The following is a 20,332-nucleotide window of genomic DNA, read 5'->3' on the forward strand; positions in this document are numbered from 1 at the left end:
GTGGAGGCATTAATAATAGGCAGCAGAAGCAGGAATATTGGCAACGCCACGGCATTGATACTGGAGGGTAATGCGTTCGTTGATGCACAGCGGTCCGCTGGTGGAGGAGCAGGTGGTAATGGGCTGGCCGTAGGAAACGGCGGTGGCATAGCCGATTTGCTGGCAGGCTTTGTTGGCCTCGGAGCGCACCAGGTAGTCGTCGGTTCTGGCGTTTTGCAAAATAGCCTGCCCGTAGGTTAGACGCACGATGCCACTATTGGCATCGACTTCGCTCACGCTGGCCGTGCGGGGTACTGAGCACGCCGAAAGGGCCAGGAGGGCGGGGATAAGAATGAAGCTTTTCATCATTTCGCTCTGCGCAATCTGTCGTAGGCTCATTATAACAGTCGCTCTGGTAAACAATTCCTCGAATAGTCGCTAAAACAGAGGGTTAATCCATTCACTGGTGGTATGAGATCGTTTTATGCAACATAGAATGCTGGGGGCAACGGCAAAGCGTAAAAATGTGACCTCATTAGTAAAAATTAAAACCATTTTTCATAAAATTTGAAAGTGCGTTTGTCTGGTAGTAAGGTTAACGCAACGTAATCGAAGACTGCGGACGACCCCGCGTAGCTTTCAGGAGAGAAAAGAATGAAAATTGCACTGATGATGGAAAATAGCCAGGCCAGCAAAAACGCGACTATTCATCATGAGTTAAAAGCCGTTGCCGATGAAAAAGGCTTCCCGGTATACAACGTGGGTATGTGTGATGAAAACGATCATCACCTGACCTACATCCACCTGGGTATCATGGCCAGCATCCTGCTGAACTCCAAAGCGGTAGATTTCGTGGTTACTGGCTGCGGCACAGGCCAGGGTGCGATGATGTCTCTGAACATTCATCCTGGCGTAGTGTGTGGTTACTGCCTGGATCCCGCAGATGCGTTCCTGTTTGCACAGATCAACAACGGTAACGCGCTGTCTCTGGCATTCGCGAAAGGTTTCGGCTGGGGCGCAGAGCTGAACGTACGTTACATGTTTGAAAAAGCCTTTACTGGCCGTAACGGTGAAGGTTATCCGCCAGAGCGTAAAGAGCCACAGGTACGTAACGCGGGCATCCTGAACCAGGTAAAAGCCGCCGTGGTGAAAGAAAACTACCTCGACACCCTGCGTGCTATTGACCCTGAGCTGGTGAAAACCGCCGTTTCGGGCCAGCGCTTCCAGGAGTGCTTCTTCGAAAACTGCCAGAACAAAGAGATTGAAGCTTTTGTTCGCGAGATTCTGGCATAAGGCTGTGTCGCTGTAGCGTAATAAAAACCTACGCCATCCGGCGCAACGCTTATCAGTTAAGCGCCACATTCCGTTCACTTTATGTTTTGCAGAAAATGAAATCTATGCACCGGTGAACGGGTTAAGGGGGACTGCCGAGTCCCCCTTAACAATCCCTGCGGCCCCGCAGGGAAATCGGTGCTTCGCACTACGCTCGCCTGCGAACTCCAGCCTGCGGCACGGCGAAACTCGACATCCTGTCTCGATTCGCCTCATCCCGCCATCCCTGGCAGTCTGACCTTGTCTTCCTTTCTCCGGCTCGCCGATTTCCATCGGGGACTCATCGGTTTCAGCAACGCTGGTTCTGGCTATTCATTCAAAGATCGCACTGACGTGGGTGGCATCTACGTGGTTTTTTTGTTTTCAACGTTTAGGTTTTGACTTTCTTTGACACCGAACTGCCCGCATCCCGCGTGAGGTGCAGGGTATCAATCATCCCGACCAGGCAAATCAGCGCAATAAAAATAAACGCCAGCCGGAAACTGATGCCCGGCACGGCGCTAAGTGCCAGTACATCACTGACTTTTTCGCCAATGCGGATGCCAATCGCGCCCAGCGTAATGCCCAGACCGATAGCCAGTTGGCTGGCGGTGCTGAACAGCGTATTGGCATAACTCATTTGCGGTGAGGGAACGTCAGCGAACGCCAGTGTGCTGACGCCGGTAAACTGGATTGAACGGAACACGCCGCCCAAATAGAGCACCAGCATAATGACCCAAACCGGCGTTTGTGGGGTTAAAAGCGCGCAGGCTGCGAGCGCCAAAACGTTGAGCGCACCGTTGATCAGCAGCAAACGGCGGAAACCCAGCCAGCGAATAAGTGGCGTGGTGGCGGGTTTTATCGTCAGGTTGCCGACAAACACCGCCAGCACCAGCAGCCCAGAATGGAACGGATCCATGCCAAAACCCACCTGGAACAGCAGCGGCAGTAAAAACGGAACCGCGCTAATCGAGGCTCGAAACAGCGAGCCACCGTACATCGTGACCCGGAAAGTCGCAACCTTAAGGGCGTCCAGGCGGATCATGGGCCACCGACTGCGGCGGAAGTGGTACAGCGAAAAATAGAACGTCGCCGCACCAAGAATCAGTAGCGCCACCACTAATCCGGCCTGCATTTTCTCTGCTCCCAGCAGTTCCATCGCATAAACCAGGCTGACCATCGATACGGACGTTGCAAGGAAACCGGGTAAATCAAACGGGCGGCGCTCATCATCGCGAATGTTCGGAATAATGCGCAGCGAAAGAAGAATCGCGATTATACCGAGCGGGACGTTAATAAAGAAAATCCAGCGCCAGTCGGCGACGCTTACGATAAACCCGCCCAGCGGCGGCCCAATAATAGGGGCGATTAGCGCCGGCCAGGTCAGGGTCGCAATGGCGGTGATCAGCAGATGTTTCGGTGTGGTGCGCAGGACGGCAAGACGCCCCACCGGGACCATCAGCGCGCCGCCCACACCTTGTAAAATACGCATTGCCACAAAGCTGTCGGCGCTGGTGGCTAGCCCGCAAAATACGGACGAGACGGTAAAGATGGCTAGCGCCAGGCTAAAAATGGTGCGTGCGCCGAAGCGATCGGCTATCCAACCGCTGGCGGGAATCAATACGGCGAGAGTGATGAGGTAGGCGCTAATGCCGATATTCAGGTCCACGGCTTCGACGCCGAAGGTTTTCGCCATGTCAGGTAATGCGGTGGCAATCACTGTGCCATCAAGGAACTCCATAAAGAATGCACCGGCTACCAGCAGTGCCGCAGGGGACACCCCACGGCTGACCTGGGCCTGTAGAGGCTCACTCATTGTTTTTACCCTATCAAAATAATTCGTAAAATTTACAAATTTTGTAGATATTGTAAGTTGTGGTTTTATATAACAAATTTAACTTAATTAATAAACTCTGTGTGATTTACATCGCAAATCGATTGATTTTTGTGATGGTGGTCATATTATACCCCTAAAGACAATAACATCTGCATAACAATAATGGGTATTAACATGAAACAACGTATGCGTAAAATCCTCAAAAGCATGTTTGAAAATTACTGCAAGACCTTTAAAGACGTACCGCCAGGCGCTATGTTCTGATAAAAAAACCTGCTGCGGCAGGTTTTTTTATCTTCTGCGAAAGTAGGTTACTATTACGCTCCGCAAAAAAGGAGCAAAAAATGTCCCAAAACCTTACCCCTAACGATGAACTGGTTTCCGATGTGGTTGCCTGCCAGCTCGTTATCAAACAGATCCTTGACGTTATTGACGTTATCGCCCCGGTTGAAGTTCGTGACAAAATGGCTAGCCAGTTGAAATCTATTGATTTCACTACTCATCCGGCAGGGGCAGACCCGGTAACACAGCGGGCGATTCAGAAAGCGATTGCACTGATTGAGCTGAAATTTACGCCGCAGGATGCAACGCACTAAAAATTAATGACGGGTAGGGTGTGCGTTGCCCTGAACGTTGAACCAACAAGGGCGGATTATCCGCCCTTGTTGCGTTTATAGGGGAAATTGGGGAATAGAAAGTAGATGCCCTGCGCTGGCAGGGCGGCTTAGCTTGGGTTAGGTTGTTTCCCAGTTATCTTCGTCGTTATTTTGTATCGCCGACATAGGCGTCGCTTTATAGTCGCCATGGCCCATGCGATGTGATTCAGACTTAATATTGAATACTGCCATAGACTGGGTCAGTTTTCTTGCCTGCTCTTCGAGTGATTCTGCCGCCGCCGCTGATTGTTCAACCAGTGCCGCATTCTGCTGCGTTACCCTATCAATCTCAGTCACGGCCAGACTGACCTGATCGATACCCCGGCTCTGCTCATCGGATGCCGATGCGATTTCGCCCATAATATCGGTGACTTTGGTCACTGCGTTAACGATTTCACCCATCGTTTCACCTGCTCGCTCGACCAGCGCCGAACCTGCGCCCACCTTGCTGACAGAATCCTCAATCAGGTCTTTAATTTCACGAGTGGCCTGTGCGCTGCGTTGCGCCAGGTTACGGACTTCACCTGCCACAACAGCAAAACCGCGTCCCTGCTCACCAGCTCGCGCGGCTTCTACTGCGGCGTTAAGCGCCAGAATGTTGGTCTGGAAGGCAATGCTATCAATCACTCTGATGATGTCAGAGATTTTTTGTGAGCTGCCGCTGATATCGCGCATGGTATCAACCACATCATCGACAACCTTACCGCCACGCTGCGCGGTTTCTGATGCCGTCAGTGCCAGATTACTGACCTGGCGGGCATTTTCAGCATTCTGATACACCGTCGCCGTCAGCTGCTCCATGCTGGCTGCCGTTTCTTCCAGAGAGGCGGCCTGCTGCTCAGTACGTGAAGACAGATCGTTATTACCGGCAGAAATTTCAATTGCTCCGCTGTAAATGACATTCGCGCCGTCACGCACATCTCCCACGGTTCTGGCAAGTTCATGCTGCATATGACGTAATGTCTCCGCCAGCGTCTCGATTTCCTCACTGCCCGCAGCATCAATGGGCCTGACCAGATCGCCTTTGGCGATATGCTGAATACTTTCAACAATGCGGTTTAATGGTGAAATGAGGACATTGCGAATGCTGAACCAGACGGTGGCGATAATAATGCAAAGGGTGATGAGGAGGAATACGATTATCCATGTGGTTAGTGTCTCATTTTTATGACTATCTTCCACTAACCCGTGGTTGTAATTATTGTACTCGCGATAATAAGCATTATATGCTTTTTCGAATTCATCCTGAAGCGAACCTGTAGGATGATCGTCAAAGCTATCTACCATGCCCTTACGTAAGTAGTCGATTAATATAAACTGAGCTTCATAGTTTTTTTCAAATGCAATTTCCAGCTTCTTTTCAAGGTCACTACTCAGCGAAGTTGGCATGGCTTTGAACTTTAGCCAATCTGTTTTGGCTTGTTTAACAAAATTGGTGGCGAAGTCTAAGCGTTTGTTTTTTTCGGCATCATTTTTATAAACACCCTTTACCACCCCCTTAGAAATTAAGTTAAGTAAAGTTCTGGTTTGCAGAAAGTCGATCCATACGTTACCAAGGGCGCTAACTTTATCTGATTCTAAGCTAATCGTCGTATTTAGTTCGCTCTGCGATCTTAAAAACTTTAAAAAATAAATCGAGGATGACGATTGCATTAAAAAAAACACGATTAAAACAAATAGCATTCCCGTTGAAATTTTTAACTTTCTTAACATTTAATCCACCATTCAATAGAGGTTGCTTTCTAAGGAAACATAATATTTATGTATGTTATTGATGTTACCATCATATTTGTCTAACGCGATATTTTTAGTGTTGCGCGCATAGCATCGCTGGTTGTGTTATTTCTTTTATTTATCAATGTGTTATTGCGGGTGCTAACTGTGTGTATATCGCTAGTGTTTTTATTACGCTCATTATCGATTTCTTTTTACTGAATTATTTTTTACTTAAAATTGCTATGTCAGTGTCTGACTGGGGTATTGGTATATAAATTTCTCTGTTTAAGAAAATAGGACTCATACCGAGTGTGCAGGCATAGCCAGGAAAAACCGCTGAAACGGTTTACACCCGGTTTTTTGTTTTCTCGAAATTCGAACTTTTTTATGTTGCTATTTTGTTAGGGCAGCAGTGGGGGCGGTCAGGGGAGGGATCCCCGTTGCGGCTTTCTGAAGTTTCAGCAGTAAATGCAGCGGGGATAAGTGGGCCATACGCGTCATACTTCAAACGACATGTCTGTTACTGCAACTCAAATGATTTAGAGAGCGACGACATTACGTAAATGCCGGTCAGTTTGCTGGAGGCAAAGCCCGGCTTGATGCGCGATGCGCACTTCATCAAGAATGATTTTCAGCAAGATGCCGTCCTGCTGCTGTTCTTGTTCCAGCGCGTTCAGGAAACTCAGGGTATTTTCGTCTTGTAGTACTTTCGCTTGCTCCGCCAGTTGCAATAACGTTGAACTGCGTTGGGCGTGGTCTTCAAGGGTATTGAGGAAAAGTTCTTCAAGATTTGTGCACTTCGCTTCATGAGGTTCAAACGCTTTTACAACCGGATAAGCGCCAGATCTCTTCATGTAATCAAACACCCGCATCATTTGCGTGACGCTGGATTGCGCTCGCTTGCGTAGAAACGTCGCCGTTCCCGTCAGCCGATGTTCAGCGCACCACTCGCTTAGGTGCAAATAATGATTGGATGCACAAAACTCAAGATTCATCTGTGTATTAAGCTTTTGCACCATTCCAGGGACGGCCATACAAATATCCTTATTTAAGAGGTCGGAACGATCCACGTGATACCGCATCGTTTAAATAGCTGCTCACCCTGCGCTATTTTCGCGTTTGTGTGTGACTACGGCTTAGACGTAGTCCTGATATACCTATCATTCTTCAAGCAGCTTCTGCGTAGGCGATGCTGCTGGAATAATCATTTGTATATATAACCGCAAGAGGTATCACCCATTCTGTAAAAAAAGAATAACCGCAGTTTTGTTGTAATAAAACTCTAATCATCTTGTTTTTACACTTAGTTACAACACTACTTTGAATTATCTTAATGTGTGAAATTATATTTTTATGTAGCATTAAATGATCACCGATATAACAAATGGTTATTTTGATTGTAAGTCGTTGTTAATCGTGATGAATCTGTTGCATTTCAGTGTGAGAAAAAGTGTGATCAAAATCTAATTTATTAGCCTGAAATGAGATCTTAGTCGGCTTGGTACGTATTATTTGTTAGCGGTAGATCATCATAGATAATAAGGTTTATGTTTATATGATTATTATCAGTTTGGCCTCGAAATACCTGAATGGTGCTTAATTTGTTTTAGATCATTTTTGATTATCAAAGCCCAGAGGATGATGATTTCCAGTCATTACGAGTACGCAAAGTTCTTCCTGTTTCGCCGTTTTTGGAAGAGCCATTTTTAGATGAATTTACAGGAGTTAAAATGAAAAAGGTTGCAGTACTGCTGGCCCCAGGGTTTGAAGAAGGGGAAGCGATTGTCACTATCGATATTCTGCGCCGTCTGCATATCGGTGTTGAACTGGTGTCGTGCGCTGAATCTCGTGCGGTAGTCAGCTATCACGATATTCCGATGGTGGCAGACGCGACGCTGGCAGAACGCCTTGATACGCTGTACGACGCCGTCGTGCTGCCTGGTGGCCCACAGGGCAGCGTCAATCTGGCGGCCAATAAGGACGTCATTAAGTTTGTCGCAGCACACGATGAAGCAGGTAAATTTATCTGCCCAATTTGCTCCGCTGCGGCGCGCGTACTGGCTGGCAACGACCTGCTGAAAGGCCGCCGTTATGTGTGCTCTGGTGATTTATGGCAAGACGTCAAAAATGGTGAGTATGTGGATGCACCCGTCGTTGAAGACGGCAACCTGATCAGCGGCAAAGGCTTTGGCCATGTCTTTGATTTTGCGTTCACCGTGGCAGCGCGCCTGCTGGGCGATGAAGCGCCGGTTCGCGATCACGCCGATCACATCTATTACCGCTGGTAATTCCAATTCCCGTCTGCTCAGCGTGAATTGTCCGACAATTCACGCTTCTTGATATGTAAAAATCTGCTGAATTTATGCATCACCCTACTGTAATTCTGCGGTGTGATGCCGCTCTCTTATGGAAAGTTCATTCCGAGCTATTACTATTTTCAACAATGTTAATGCTGTGAAGTGAACAGCTAATACTTTGTTTTATGTCTGATTTAAATCGTTTATCTGATTTTCCCTACATAAAAGAATATTAAGGCTGGAGTTAACCATGCACAAGTTTACCAAAGCGTTGGCGGCCATTGGGCTAGCGGCGGTTATGTCACAATCAGCTATGGCAGAAAATCTAAAACTGGGTTTTTTGGTCAAACAGCCGGAAGAACCCTGGTTCCAGACAGAATGGAAATTTGCTGATAAAGCCGGTAAAGACCTCGGTTTTGATGTCATCAAAATTGCCGTGCCGGATGGCGAGAAAACCCTTAATGCTATCGATAGCCTGGCGGCCAGCGGCGCAAAAGGCTTTGTTATTTGTACGCCAGACCCAAAATTGGGGCCAGCGATTGTGGCGAAAGCGCGCGGCTATGACATGAAAGTGATTACCGTCGATGACCAGTTCGTGAACGCTAAAGGCAAACCGATGGATACCGTTCCCCTGGTGATGATGGCGGCAAGTGAAATTGGCGCACGTCAAGGGCAGGAACTGTACAACGAGATGCAAAAACGCGGCTGGGAGGTGAAAACGACCGGTGTCATGGCGATTACCGCGAATGAGCTGGATACCGCGCGCCGCCGTACCACCGGCTCACTGGATGCCTTAAAAGCTGCGGGATTCCCGGAAAAACAAATCTACCAGGTCCCGACCAAATCTAACGATATTCCCGGTGCATTCGATGCCGGTAACTCTCTACTGGTGCAACACCCAGAAGTGAAACAGTGGCTGATTGTCGGGATGAATGACAACACGGTGCTGGGCGGTGTGCGAGCAACCGAAGGCCAGGGCTTTAAAGCGGCGAACGTGATTGGAATTGGCATCAACGGCGTTGATGCGGTGAATGAACTGTCCAAAGCGCAGGCGACCGGTTTCTTTGGCTCACTGCTGCCAAGCCCAGATATTCACGGCTATAAAACCAGTGAAATGCTCTACAACTGGGTGCAGAAAGGCGCTGAACCGCCGAAATTTACGGCGGTAACTGACGTGGTGCTGATAACCCGTGACAACTTCAAAGTAGAGCTGGCGAAAAAAGGACTTTGAGTCTGATGGCTCTCCTCCCGCTTTGGCGGGGGGAGACGGCGCGTGTCATTGTGGAGGTTGCGATGCAACAGTCTACCCCTTATCTCTCTTTTCGCGGTATTAGCAAAACATTCCCTGGTGTAAAAGCCCTCTCTGATATCAGCTTTGACTGCTATAGCGGGCAGATCCATGCCCTGATGGGGGAAAATGGCGCCGGAAAGTCAACGTTACTGAAGGTGCTGAGCGGCAATTATGCGCCGACGGCAGGAACGCTGGCGCTATGCGGGCAAGAGATCGCTTTTGCCGATACCACTGCGGCGCTTAACGCCGGTATCGCCATTATTTACCAGGAACTGCATCTCGTCCCAGAAATGACCGTGGCAGAAAATATCTATCTTGGACAATTGCCAGGCCGTGGCGGGATCGTGAATCGCTCGCTGCTGAATTATAAAGCCCGCATACAGTTAGAGCACTTGGGGCTGGATATTGACCCCGACACCCCGCTGAAATATTTGTCTATCGGCCAGTGGCAAATGGTGGAAATAGCCAAAGCGCTGGCGCGAAACGCCAAAGTTATCGCGTTTGATGAACCGACCAGTTCGCTCTCTGCGCGCGAAATTGACAACCTGTTTCGGGTGATCCGTGAGCTACGAAAAGAGGGGCGGGTGATTATCTATGTCTCGCATCGTATGGAAGAAATTTTCGCCCTGAGCGATGCCATTACCGTGTTTAAAGATGGCCGCTATGTTTGCACCTTTAGCGACGTCCCGCAGGTGAGCCACGACCAACTGGTGCAGGCGATGGTCGGGCGAAATATCGGTGATATCTATGGCTGGCAGCCTCGTGAATACGGCGCTGAACGCCTACGCCTTGAGCAGGTAAAAGCGCTGGGGGTGCGTACCCCGATTTCGTTGTCGGTGCGCTGCGGCGAAATCGTCGGCCTGTTCGGTTTAGTTGGGGCAGGGCGTAGTGAGCTGATGAAAGGCATCTTCGGCGGGACAAAACTCATCGCCGGGAAGATTTTCATCGACGGTGACCCGGTGGTTATTGATAAGCCCGCGCAGGCGATTCGTGCTGGCATGATGCTCTGCCCGGAAGACCGTAAAGCCGAAGGCATTATTCCGGTGCATTCGGTGCGCGACAATATCAATATCAGCGCCCGCCGTAAGCACATTCATGCTGGCTGCCTGATTAATAATGAGTGGGAGTCCCGCAACGCAGACCACCACATCCAATCGTTAAACATTAAAACGCCGGGCGCGCAGCAGCTCATCATGAACCTCTCCGGTGGCAACCAGCAGAAGGCGATTCTCGGGCGTTGGCTGTCGGAGGAGATGAAAGTCATCTTGCTTGATGAACCTACGCGCGGCATCGATGTTGGGGCCAAACATGAAATCTACAACGTTATCTACGCGCTGGCGGCGTCCGGCGTGGCGGTGCTGTTCGCCTCAAGCGACTTGCCAGAAGTGCTCGGCGTTGCCGACCGGATTGTGGTCATGCGTGAAGGCGAGATTTCTGGAGAACTGCTGCACGGCAGCGCCAATGAGCAACAGGCGCTAAGCCTGGCTATGCCTAAAGTGAGTCAGGCCGTCGCCTGAGTAAGGAGAGTATGATGTCATCTGTGATTACACCCGGTGCACGCCGCTCGTCATTGAGCTTTAGCCGTATTTGGGATCAGTACGGGATGCTGGTAGTCTTTGCCGTATTGTTTGTCGGTTGTGCCATTTTTGTGCCCAACTTTGCCTCATTTATCAACATGAAAGGGCTAGGACTGGCGATTTCGATGTCGGGCATGGTCGCCTGCGGGATGCTCTTTTGCCTTGCCTCCGGCGATTTCGACCTCTCGGTTGCCTCGGTCATTGCCTGTGCGGGGGTGACGACCGCCGTGGTGATTAACCTCACCGAAAGCCTGTGGATCGGTATTTTTGCTGGCTTACTGTTAGGCGCAGTTAGCGGCTTAATTAACGGCTTTGTCATCGCCAGACTGAAGATCAACGCATTAATCACTACGCTTGCGACGATGCAAATTGTGCGCGGCCTGGCCTATATCATCTCCGACGGCAAAGCGGTGGGGATTGAAGATGAACGTTTCTTCGCACTCGGCTACGCCAACTGGTTGGGGTTACCCGCGCCTATCTGGTTAACGGTGGGCTGCCTGATAATCTTTGGTCTGCTGCTGAACAAAACAACTTTTGGGCGCAATACGCTGGCGATTGGCGGCAACGAAGAAGCGGCGCGATTAGCCGGGGTTCCGGTAGTGCGCACCAAGATTATTATTTTTGTTCTTTCTGGCCTGGTGTCGGCAGCCGCCGGGATTATTCTGGCTTCGCGTATGACCAGCGGGCAGCCGATGACCTCAATTGGCTATGAGCTGATTGTTATCTCGGCCTGCGTATTAGGCGGCGTGTCGCTGAAAGGTGGGATCGGTAAAATATCTTACGTCATCGCCGGTATCTTAATTCTGGGGACGGTGGAAAACGCGATGAACCTGCTGAATATTTCTCCCTTCTCGCAGTATGTGGTGCGCGGTTTGATTCTTCTGGCGGCGGTTATCTTCGACCGCTACAAACAAAAGGCTAAACGCACGGTGTAAGCCGCCGTATTGCAGCACAATAAAAAACGCCAGCGGTGAAGGTCACTGGCGTTTTTCGGCGATCACGCCTTTGTTACAGTGTCACTAATAACACGTCTACACCGCTGTTACCGGCAATATTTTTAGCCGCGCTGGTCGCCCGCGAAAAGAAACTCTGATTGTGATTACCACAAATCACTAAGTCCACCTGATGAGCCTGGCAAAAGGCTTTCACATGTTCACTCAACTCCCCACAGGCTATCTGGCTTTGCCAGATAGGATAGTCGGCGTGGTCGGTCAGATTTTGCAGAAATTGCCGGGTTTCTTCCTGCATGAGTTCACGCAGGTTCTCCATCATCGGCGCGGCGAGGTGGTTATACATTTCCGGGTCAGTTGAGAGGGTTATCAGGCTAACGCGTGCGTTAGCAGGGCGGGCAATGGCAACGGCTTTCCGTAGCAGCGCATGGCTTTCTGGCGTGGGCGCAACGGCCACTAAAACGTGTGTATAAGACATCAGGTTTCCTTGCTCGAAGAATACGCACTCGATATCTCATACTCCATTTGGATTTTCTCAGCAAGAGGAAAGGTTGATTCCGTCGTGTAAAATTTGCACTAATACATAAGAAATCTTTATGTTGTTTGGGCGGTAAATGGTGCGCAAATTGCATGACAAACCCAGTGCTGGCGCAGTAATCGATGCATATTATGAATGTTTTATGTTTGTTAATAACTACTGAGGATTTGATTGTCTTATGTGTTCTGATTGGCTGGCGATGAAATGGCGTTTTAATTGCTTGAATTAATAATATTTTTTAATTTTTAGGTGAAAATGTGATCTGCGGTCCTTTTTCAGAAAGCGAGATGCGTAAAGTCATTCGGCTCAAGTATGTTAAATAGTTTAAGTGAATGAATATTCTCTAACTTAGGTAAAAATGTCGCATGAACGGTTGAAAAACGCTCAAAGTACAATTGACACTGATGGATTGCTGGTGACATATATGTTCAATATTGTGATCGGGGTCACGTAAAATTGAGTTTTATTAGGAAGTAACATTGCTTGTGTCACATCTCACGAGTAAAGTTGCGTCGAATTAGGAAGAATCTTAGTAAATTGTAAGAAATGTTTAGAGTTGTCGGAGGGTGATTAAAAATCCACCGACAATGCTGCAGAAGATTGCCTAATCGCTATGCATTTTGACCGATTCGCTTTTTTCGGGCCTTGCCCGACGACATCACGGGGTATGCGGGGTTTGACCGCATAAAGTAATAATTGGTTATTCGGGATGGGGAAAATGCATACATCCGAGTTGCTAAAACACGTCTATGACATCAACTTGTCGTATCTGCTTCTTGCACAGCGTTTGATTGGTCAGGATAAAGCTTCTGCTATGTTTCGTCTCGGTATCAACGAGGATATGGCAAAAGTTCTCGGGGAATTGACTCTCCCACAGATGGTTAAAATTGCGGAAACTAATCAGTTGGTTTGCCAGTTCCGCTTTGATGATTCACAAACCATCACCCGTCTTACGCAAGAATCACGAGTTGATGATTTACAGCAGATCCACACTGGAATTCTGCTTTCTACCAGACTGCTGAATGAAGCCAGTAACTCAGGCGAGCCTGCACGTAAGAAAAGGGCCTGACGATGAGCGAAAAAAGCATTGTTCAGGAAGCCCGCGATATTCAGCTCGCCATGGAGCTGATTACGCTTGGGGCTCGTTTGCAGATGCTGGAAAGTGAAACTCAGCTCAGTCGTGGTCGTCTAATTAAACTTTACAAAGAGCTACGGGGTAGCCCACCACCGAAAGGAATGTTACCGTTTTCAACGGACTGGTTTATGACATGGGAGCAGAATATTCACTCTTCCATGTTTTGTAACGCCTGGCAGTTTTTACTCAAAAGTGGGCAATGCACCGGCGTGGATGCGGTGATCAAAGCTTACCGCCTGTACCTTGAACAGTGTCCACAGCAGGATGCCGGGCCACTGTTGGCGCTTACTCGAGCATGGACATTGGTTCGCTTTGTCGAAAGCGGAATGCTAGAGCTTTCTCGTTGTTACTCCTGCGGCGGTAATTTTATCACCCATGCGCACCAACCTGTGGGCAGCTTTGTTTGCAGCCTTTGCCAGCCACCATCACGCGCCGTAAAAAGACGTAAACTTTCCGACAGGGTTGCCGATAGTATTCCACAACTGCTGGATGAACAGATAGAGCAAGCTGTTTAAACCCCCTTCGGTGTGGAAAACACTCCAGCAGCGGTCATTGATGACCGCTGCTTTTTTTTACCCGTCGGTTGGTGAAATTGCTCGTCTGTCTCCCCTCTTAGTCAACAGTGGAAGGATGATAGCGTGCTTATCTTAATAGGTTACCTGGTTGTTTTAGGGACAGTTTTCGGCGGTTACATGATGACCGGCGGACACCTTGGAGCACTGTATCAACCGGCTGAGCTGGTTATTATCGGCGGGGCGGGTGTCGGCGCTTTTATCGTTGGTAACAACGGCAAAGCCATCAAGGGCACGCTGAAAGCGCTGCCGCTGCTATTTCGCCGCTCGAAATACACCAAAAGTATGTACATGGACCTGCTCGCGCTGCTCTATCGCCTGATGGCTAAGTCGCGCCAACAGGGCATGTTTTCGCTAGAACGGGATATCGAAAACCCGAAAGAGAGCGAAATTTTTGCCAGCTATCCGCGCATTCTTGCCGACTCGGTGATGCTGGAATTTATCGTCGATTACCTGCGCTTAATCATCAGCGGCAACATGAACACCTTTGAAATTGAAGCCCTGATGGATGAGGAGATTGAAACCTACGAGAGCGAGAGCGAGGTTCCGGCTAACAGCCTGGCGCTGGTGGGGGACTCTTTGCCAGCCTTTGGTATCGTTGCGGCGGTGATGGGCGTGGTTCATGCGCTGGGGTCTGCTGACCGCCCGGCGGCGGAGCTTGGGGCGCTGATTGCCCACGCGATGGTGGGGACATTCCTCGGGATTTTGCTGGCATACGGCTTTGTTTCACCGCTGGCGAGCGTGTTGCGCCAAAAAAGTGCCGAAACCACCAAAATGATGCAGTGCGTCAAGATTACTTTGTTATCGAATCTTAATGGCTACGCCCCGCCGATTGCCGTCGAATTTGGCCGTAAAACGCTGTACACCAGCGAGCGTCCTTCGTTTGTCGAACTGGAAGAACATGTCCGCGCGGTGCGTAACCCATCCGGGCAGCAGCAAACGACCACCGAGGACGCATGAAAAATCAATCGCATCCTATTGTCGTTGTTAAACGGCGCAAGCATAAATCGCACGGAAGCGCTCACGGATCGTGGAAGATTGCCTATGCCGACTTTATGACGGCAATGATGGCGTTCTTTCTGGTGATGTGGCTCATCTCGATTTCTAGCCCGAAAGAGTTGATCCAGATTGCGGAATACTTCCGTACGCCGCTGGCGACCGCGATTACCGGCGGCCAGCGGATGGCGAACAGCGATAGCCTGATTCCCGGCGGCGGCGATGATGTCACTCAGCAACAAGGTGAAGTGCGTAAACAGCCGACCATTGAGGATCTGAAAAAGCGCATGGAGACTAACCGCCTCAAGCGTATTCGCGGTGAGCTTGACCAACTGATTGAGGCCGACCCAAAACTGCGTGCACTGCGCCCGCACCTGAAGATTGACCTCGTGCAGGAAGGCTTACGTATCCAGATTATCGATAGCCAAAACCGCCCGATGTTTAAAACCGGCAGTGCCGAAGTGGAGCCGTATATGCGTGATATTTTGCGCGGTATTGCCCCTGTATTAAATGAAATTCCTAACAAAATCAGCCTGTCTGGTCACACCGATGACTACCCTTACGCCACCGGCGAGCGGGGTTACAGCAACTGGGAACTGTCGGCGGATCGCGCGAATGCGTCGCGTCGCGAGCTGGTTGCCGGTGGGCTGGATGATGGAAAAGTTTTGCGCGTTGTCGGGATGTCTAACTCGATGCGCCTTTCAGAGCACGGCGGCTCCGATGCGATTAACCGTCGCATCAGCCTGCTGGTGCTGAACAGCCAGGCTGAACAGGCCATTCTCCATGAGAATGCCGAGAGCCAGAATGAACCTTTAAGCGTATTACAGTCGCCGAATACCTCTTCAGCAGCGGCTGGTTCTACGCCGCCACAACCCGACTTGAGGTGATAGCGTGAGCATGGATATCAGCGATTTTTATCAAACCTTTTTTGATGAGGCCGACGAACTGCTGGCCGATATGGAACAGCACTTGCTGGATCTGGTGGTTGAGGACCCTGACGCTGAACAGCTGAATGCGATATTTCGCGCGGCACACTCGATTAAAGGCGGGGCAGGGACGTTTGGTTTTACAGTTCTTCAGGAAACCACGCACCTGATGGAGAACCTGCTGGATGAAGCCCGTCGGGGTGAAATGCAGCTTAGCACCGATATTATCAACCTGTTTTTGGAAACCAAAGATATTATGCAGGAACAGCTCGACGCCTATAAAAGCTCCACCGAACCGGACGCTGCCAGCTTCGAATACATCTGCAATGCTCTGCGCCAACTGGCGCTGGAAGCGAAAGGCGAAAGCGTACCGCCAGCAGCCAATACCCGGCTGAGCGTGGTGGATAACAGCCCCGTCGAAGAGGCTGCGGCAGCCGGAAAAATGCAGATAACGCTCTCGCGCCTTAAAGCGGGCGAGCCGGACATGCTGGAAGAAGAGTTGGGCAACCTGGCGACGTTAAGCCAGGTCAACAAAACGGAAAACTCGTTGACGGCGATCCTCGACGGCAGCGTCGATCAGGACGATATCGTCGCCGTATTGTGCTTTGTCATTGAAGCCGACCAGATTGAGTTCGACACCGTTGTGGCTGAAGAACCTTCAATCGTTGAAGAAGCAGACGATGCACCGACCAACGTTGCACCCGCTGCGGTGGCTCCTCAACCGGCGGTAGCGCCGCGTGCGGAACGTGAAAAACCGGCGGCGCGCAGTAGTGAATCTACCAGCATCCGCGTGGCGGTTGAAAAGGTCGATCAGCTGATAAACCTGGTCGGCGAGTTGGTTATCACCCAGTCAATGCTGGCGCAGCGCTCAAGCGATCTGGATCCCGTTTCGCATGGCGACCTTATCACCAGCATGGGCCAGCTTCAGCGTAACGCGCGCGACCTGCAAGAGTCGGTGATGTCGATTCGCATGATGCCGATGGAATATGTCTTTAGCCGCTTCCCACGCCTGGTGCGTGACCTGGCGGGCAAGTTGGGCAAACAGGTTGAACTGACGCTGATGGGCAGCTCAACCGAGCTGGATAAAAGCCTGATTGAACGCATTATTGACCCGTTAACGCACCTGGTGCGCAACAGCCTCGATCACGGCATTGAATCGCCAGAAGCACGAATGGCGGCGGGTAAATCGGCCGTCGGTAACCTGATTTTGTCTGCGGAGCACCAGGGCGGCAATATTTGCATCGAAGTCACCGACGATGGGGCTGGGCTAAACCGTGAACGTATCATGGCGAAAGCGCTGTCGCAGGGGATGGCGGTGCAGGAAACGATGACCGATGAAGACGTGGGGATGCTGATTTTTGCGCCGGGCTTCTCTACCGCTGAACAGGTGACAGACGTTTCCGGGCGTGGTGTCGGGATGGACGTGGTGAAACGTAATATCCAGGAGATGGGCGGCCACGTCGAAATTAAATCTAAACAGGGCGCAGGCACGACCATTCGCATTTTGCTGCCGTTAACGCTGGCTATCCTTGATGGCATGTCTGTGAAGGTGAGCGAAGAGGTCTTTATTCTGCCGCTGAACGCGGTGATGGAATCTCTCCAGCCGCGTGAAGAAGATTTGCATCCGCTGGCGGGCGGCGAGCGCGTGCTGGAAGTGCGCGGCGAATACCTGCCGCTGGTTGAATTGTGGAAAGCGCTGGACGTGCAGGGCGCGAAAACCGAAGCCACGCAGGGGATTGTCGTCATCCTGCAAAGCGCGGGTCGTCGCTACGCACTGCTGGTGGATCAACTGATTGGTCAGCATCAGGTGGTGGTGAAAAACCTTGAAAGCAACTACCGCAAAGTACCGGGGATTTCCGCCGCCACCATTCTTGGCGATGGCAGCGTTGCGCTGATTGTGGATGTTTCCGCCCTGCAAGGATTGAATCGTGACAAACGTTTGGCGAACACAGCCGCCTGAAACGCAGAAAAAAAGGTAAAAATATGACCGGAATGACGAATGTAACAAAACTGGCGGGTGAACCGACAGGACAAGAGTTTTTGGTATTTACGCTGGGCAACGAAGAGTACGGCATTGATATCTTAAAAGTGCAGGAGATTCGCGGTTACGACCAGGTGACTCGCATTGCCAATACGCCAGCGTTTATCAAAGGCGTCACCAATCTGCGCGGAGTGATTGTGCCGATTGTCGATTTACGCGTGAAGTTTAGCCAGCAAGATGTCGAGTACAACGATAACACCGTGGTGATTGTCCTGAACCTGGGGCAGCGCGTAGTGGGGATTGTGGTCGATGGCGTTTCCGATGTGCTGTCACTGGCGTCTGACCAGATTCGTCCTGCACCGGAGTTTGCGGTAACGCTGTCAACGGAATACCTCACCGGCCTGGGCGCGCTGGGCGACCGTATGCTGATTCTGGTGAACATCGAGAAGCTGCTCAACAGCGAAGAGATGGCCCTGCTGGATAGCGCGGCAAGTCACGCAGCCTGATACCGGAAAAACAGAAAGGTTCATCGTGGTTACATGATGAACCTTTTTTAAACTGTGAACTGTAGCTATATTTATTCATGTAAACGCTTATTTTTTTATTTTGTGCATTGGCTGCGTGCTTTCTTCTCAATTTATCAAAACTATTCCTCTCATTTTCTACGATTCAAAAATACCTTCTTTTATTACTGCTATTTTTATATCTTTTGGTAGTGAATATATTAATTATCAATGTGTTTTTATTTAATTATTATCTTTAATGTTATGATGCGTCATAGGTATTTTATTACTGTAATTAATAATTCATATGAATAAATTAGGTCGCTATGATAATTAATTGATGGATTGTTGATGCTGTTTTGTTGCTATAAATATAATTCTATGTTTTCAAAGTGTGGATCTAAGGTTAGATGAGTAACGGTTAGCAATACTTGTATTTATTTTTACAGTAAATACTTAATACATTGAATTAAATAACGTCGATTTGTAATTTTTATGTGATTTTGTGAATGCCGGAAAGAAAATAATTCTTGGTGATCGGGGTCTGATTTTTTATTTATATGTGTAGTAAGTTAAATCTTTATCGAATTATTATTTCGTTAATGGGGGGTTCCTCCATTCAAATATTAATTTAGAAAAAATCAATTATTTGATTAAGGGATTTCTATGCGCGTAAAAAATGTAATGTTAAAACCATCCATGCTCGCTATCGCCATTGCAACGACGATCGGAGTACCAACGATAGCGCTGGCAAGCAGCGGTGACTATGCTGCGCCGGGCTATACGGCAACTCAGACCAAAGGCGAAATGGTTTTAAAAAATGATGATACTGCGGTGTCTATCATGGGTTCGGTGCGTTTAATGGCGAAAGATGATTCTCAGCATAGTGTGGAACATAATATTCAAAATAATGACTCGCGTTTAGGCGTGGCTATTCGTCAAAAAGTGAACGACAAGGGTTATTACGCCGCAGGCTATTATGAAACGGGTATTCATGGTCTGGACTCCGCTACGGATGATCAAGGTAATGATGTTTATACCCGTCAGGCCTATATTGGGTTGGGCAATGAACAATACGGCATTGTGACTTTCGGTAAACAATATGCCCCAACCGATTGGGGGCTGGGTATCGATACTACCTATGCCTTTGGCGGTAAAGCCAAACATGACACCGTGGGGATGTCGAGTGATATTGTGAACTCGGCGGCTATTTATTATTACACTAGCCAAAAATTCACCGTGGGCGTAATGGGGCAGGGTAATGATGATGTGGATAAAATAGGGTTTGGCAGTGGTTATGGTGACGGCCCGGATATGCACGATGCTTATCATGATGGTGCGGCAAGCGTTCACGGTGGCGCGGTAATGGCGGCACAATATCGCTTTGACAATGGTTTCGCTATTTCCGGTGCGGCGGCTTATAACAACTATACGGTTAATCAAGGCTCTGTAACCACCGATGTACCGTATGGTATGAACGGCGGCACGGTTCCTGTCACTACGGTGACTGGCCCATCCTATGACGGTAATACCTATTCCATGGGGATGAACGTCAAATACACCACCACCTTTGACGATTTTACCTGGTATAACGGCGCACAGGCGACCTATTACATCAACAGCGTTGATGACGTTCGTGCGGCGACCAGCGGCGCAAGCAATGCCACCGATGATCAGGAAACGGTGCTGGGGCTGGAATATGCCTCTCAGTTAAAAATTACCCCAGAGTGGAGCATTTACGCCAACTTTGACTGGACCGAAGGTGGCGATGCGATGGAGGGGCAGCATTTCCAATCCACCACATTGGGGACGGATTACTGGTTAGGTAAAAACGCGGTGACATATATCGAATACGGTTACGAAAAAGCGTATGGCAATAGCGACAGCTCTGACAACTTTAGCGATCATTTAGCTGCTGTAGGCCTGCGTATCTTTATCTAGAAGCGATTAAACCCAACCCTGTCTTATGCCTGTGGGGCGGGGAGGTTTTTTGCATTTCGTTGTTTGTTATTGCGTTGATGTCGCCGGAAAGGGAAACGTTGTTGCGGGGATAATAAACGGTTGATA

19 protein-coding genes are annotated in these 20,332 nt (G+C 49.5%); 14 read left to right on the forward strand and 5 right to left on the reverse strand.

The window, feature by feature from the left end; translation table 11 throughout:
• Positions 1-9: 9 nt before the first annotated feature.
• Positions 10-345 (reverse strand): YecR family lipoprotein, encoded by a 336-nt coding sequence (gene yecR, locus AC6I4B_RS09545; RefSeq protein ID WP_497772084.1) that lies wholly within the window; start codon positions 343-345, stop codon positions 10-12.
• Positions 346-633: 288 nt separating this feature from the next.
• On the opposite strand from yecR, the gene AC6I4B_RS09550 reads away from it, so the two are divergent.
• Positions 634-1,272 carry an RpiB/LacA/LacB family sugar-phosphate isomerase gene (locus AC6I4B_RS09550; RefSeq protein WP_497771253.1) on the forward strand — a complete coding sequence of 213 codons (639 nt, stop codon included), beginning with the start codon at positions 634-636 and terminating at the stop codon, positions 1,270-1,272.
• A gap of 409 nt (positions 1,273-1,681) precedes the next feature.
• On the opposite strand, the gene AC6I4B_RS09555 is transcribed toward AC6I4B_RS09550, so the two are convergent.
• Complete coding sequence (locus AC6I4B_RS09555) at positions 1,682-3,106, reverse strand: MFS transporter (RefSeq protein ID WP_497771254.1); 1,425 nt, start codon at positions 3,104-3,106, stop codon at positions 1,682-1,684.
• Between the two features lie 195 nt (positions 3,107-3,301).
• On the opposite strand from AC6I4B_RS09555, the gene azuC reads away from it, so the two are divergent.
• Both azuC and AC6I4B_RS09565 read left to right on the forward strand, forming a co-directional pair.
• Positions 3,302-3,391 carry a stress response protein AzuC gene (azuC, locus tag AC6I4B_RS09560; RefSeq protein ID WP_015963980.1) on the forward strand — a complete coding sequence of 30 codons (90 nt, stop codon included), beginning with the start codon at positions 3,302-3,304 and terminating at the stop codon, positions 3,389-3,391.
• A gap of 80 nt (positions 3,392-3,471) precedes the next feature.
• On the forward strand, positions 3,472-3,723 hold the full coding sequence (locus AC6I4B_RS09565) for a DUF2766 family protein (protein WP_497771256.1): 252 nt from the start codon (positions 3,472-3,474) through the stop codon (positions 3,721-3,723).
• 138 nt (positions 3,724-3,861) lie between these two features.
• On the opposite strand, the gene AC6I4B_RS09570 is transcribed toward AC6I4B_RS09565, so the two are convergent.
• Both AC6I4B_RS09570 and AC6I4B_RS09575 read right to left on the reverse strand, forming a co-directional pair.
• Positions 3,862-5,496 carry a methyl-accepting chemotaxis protein gene (locus AC6I4B_RS09570; RefSeq protein WP_497771258.1) on the reverse strand — a complete coding sequence of 545 codons (1,635 nt, stop codon included), beginning with the start codon at positions 5,494-5,496 and terminating at the stop codon, positions 3,862-3,864.
• A gap of 542 nt (positions 5,497-6,038) precedes the next feature.
• Positions 6,039-6,533 carry a non-heme ferritin-like protein gene (locus AC6I4B_RS09575; protein ID WP_497771259.1) on the reverse strand — a complete coding sequence of 165 codons (495 nt, stop codon included), beginning with the start codon at positions 6,531-6,533 and terminating at the stop codon, positions 6,039-6,041.
• 696 nt (positions 6,534-7,229) lie between these two features.
• Between AC6I4B_RS09575 and AC6I4B_RS09580 the strand changes: the two genes are divergently transcribed.
• The 4 genes from AC6I4B_RS09580 to araH all read left to right on the forward strand — a co-directional run bounded on the left by AC6I4B_RS09580 (position 7,230) and on the right by araH (position 11,599).
• The gene (locus tag AC6I4B_RS09580; protein ID WP_497771260.1) at positions 7,230-7,787 is read left to right on the forward strand and encodes a DJ-1/PfpI family protein; all 558 of its coding nucleotides are present in this window, start codon (positions 7,230-7,232) and stop codon (positions 7,785-7,787) included.
• 259 nt (positions 7,788-8,046) lie between these two features.
• Complete coding sequence (locus tag AC6I4B_RS09585) at positions 8,047-9,027, forward strand: arabinose ABC transporter substrate-binding protein (protein ID WP_497771262.1); 981 nt, start codon at positions 8,047-8,049, stop codon at positions 9,025-9,027.
• A gap of 62 nt (positions 9,028-9,089) precedes the next feature.
• A complete protein-coding gene (gene araG / locus AC6I4B_RS09590) occupies positions 9,090-10,604 on the forward strand; it encodes an L-arabinose ABC transporter ATP-binding protein AraG (protein ID WP_497771263.1) in 1,515 nt (504 codons plus the stop codon).
• Between the two features lie 14 nt (positions 10,605-10,618).
• The gene (gene araH, locus AC6I4B_RS09595; RefSeq protein ID WP_497772086.1) at positions 10,619-11,599 is read left to right on the forward strand and encodes an L-arabinose ABC transporter permease AraH; all 981 of its coding nucleotides are present in this window, start codon (positions 10,619-10,621) and stop codon (positions 11,597-11,599) included.
• A 73-nt stretch (positions 11,600-11,672) separates the two neighbouring features.
• Here araH and uspC read toward each other — a convergent pair whose 3' ends face one another.
• Positions 11,673-12,092, reverse strand: a complete 420-nt coding sequence (gene uspC, locus AC6I4B_RS09600; protein WP_497771264.1) for a universal stress protein UspC — start codon at positions 12,090-12,092, stop codon at positions 11,673-11,675.
• A gap of 778 nt (positions 12,093-12,870) precedes the next feature.
• On the opposite strand from uspC, the gene flhD reads away from it, so the two are divergent.
• The 7 genes from flhD (at position 12,871) to AC6I4B_RS09635 (ending at position 20,206) form a co-directional block, all read left to right on the forward strand.
• Entirely contained in the window at positions 12,871-13,221 is a 351-nt protein-coding gene (gene flhD / locus AC6I4B_RS09605) for a flagellar transcriptional regulator FlhD (RefSeq protein WP_497771266.1), read from the forward strand.
• A gap of 2 nt (positions 13,222-13,223) precedes the next feature.
• Positions 13,224-13,802 (forward strand): flagellar transcriptional regulator FlhC, encoded by a 579-nt coding sequence (flhC, locus tag AC6I4B_RS09610; RefSeq protein WP_497771267.1) that lies wholly within the window; start codon positions 13,224-13,226, stop codon positions 13,800-13,802.
• Between the two features lie 123 nt (positions 13,803-13,925).
• The gene (gene motA, locus AC6I4B_RS09615; RefSeq protein WP_497771269.1) at positions 13,926-14,819 is read left to right on the forward strand and encodes a flagellar motor stator protein MotA; all 894 of its coding nucleotides are present in this window, start codon (positions 13,926-13,928) and stop codon (positions 14,817-14,819) included.
• Positions 14,816-15,742, forward strand: coding sequence for a flagellar motor protein MotB (gene motB, locus AC6I4B_RS09620; protein WP_497771270.1), 927 nt, complete (start codon positions 14,816-14,818; stop codon positions 15,740-15,742). The genes motA and motB overlap by 4 nt, the downstream gene beginning before the upstream one ends.
• A 10-nt stretch (positions 15,743-15,752) precedes the next feature.
• A complete protein-coding gene (gene cheA, locus AC6I4B_RS09625; protein ID WP_497772087.1) occupies positions 15,753-17,741 on the forward strand; it encodes a chemotaxis protein CheA in 1,989 nt (662 codons plus the stop codon).
• A gap of 23 nt (positions 17,742-17,764) precedes the next feature.
• Positions 17,765-18,268: a chemotaxis protein CheW gene (cheW, locus tag AC6I4B_RS09630; RefSeq protein WP_497771272.1), complete on the forward strand. Its 504-nt coding sequence runs from the start codon at positions 17,765-17,767 to the stop codon at positions 18,266-18,268.
• A 681-nt stretch (positions 18,269-18,949) separates the two neighbouring features.
• Entirely contained in the window at positions 18,950-20,206 is a 1,257-nt protein-coding gene (locus tag AC6I4B_RS09635; RefSeq protein WP_497771273.1) for a porin, read from the forward strand.
• Positions 20,207-20,332: the final 126 nt, after the last annotated feature.

The sequence above is a fragment of the Kluyvera fluvialis genome, assembly GCF_059725275.1.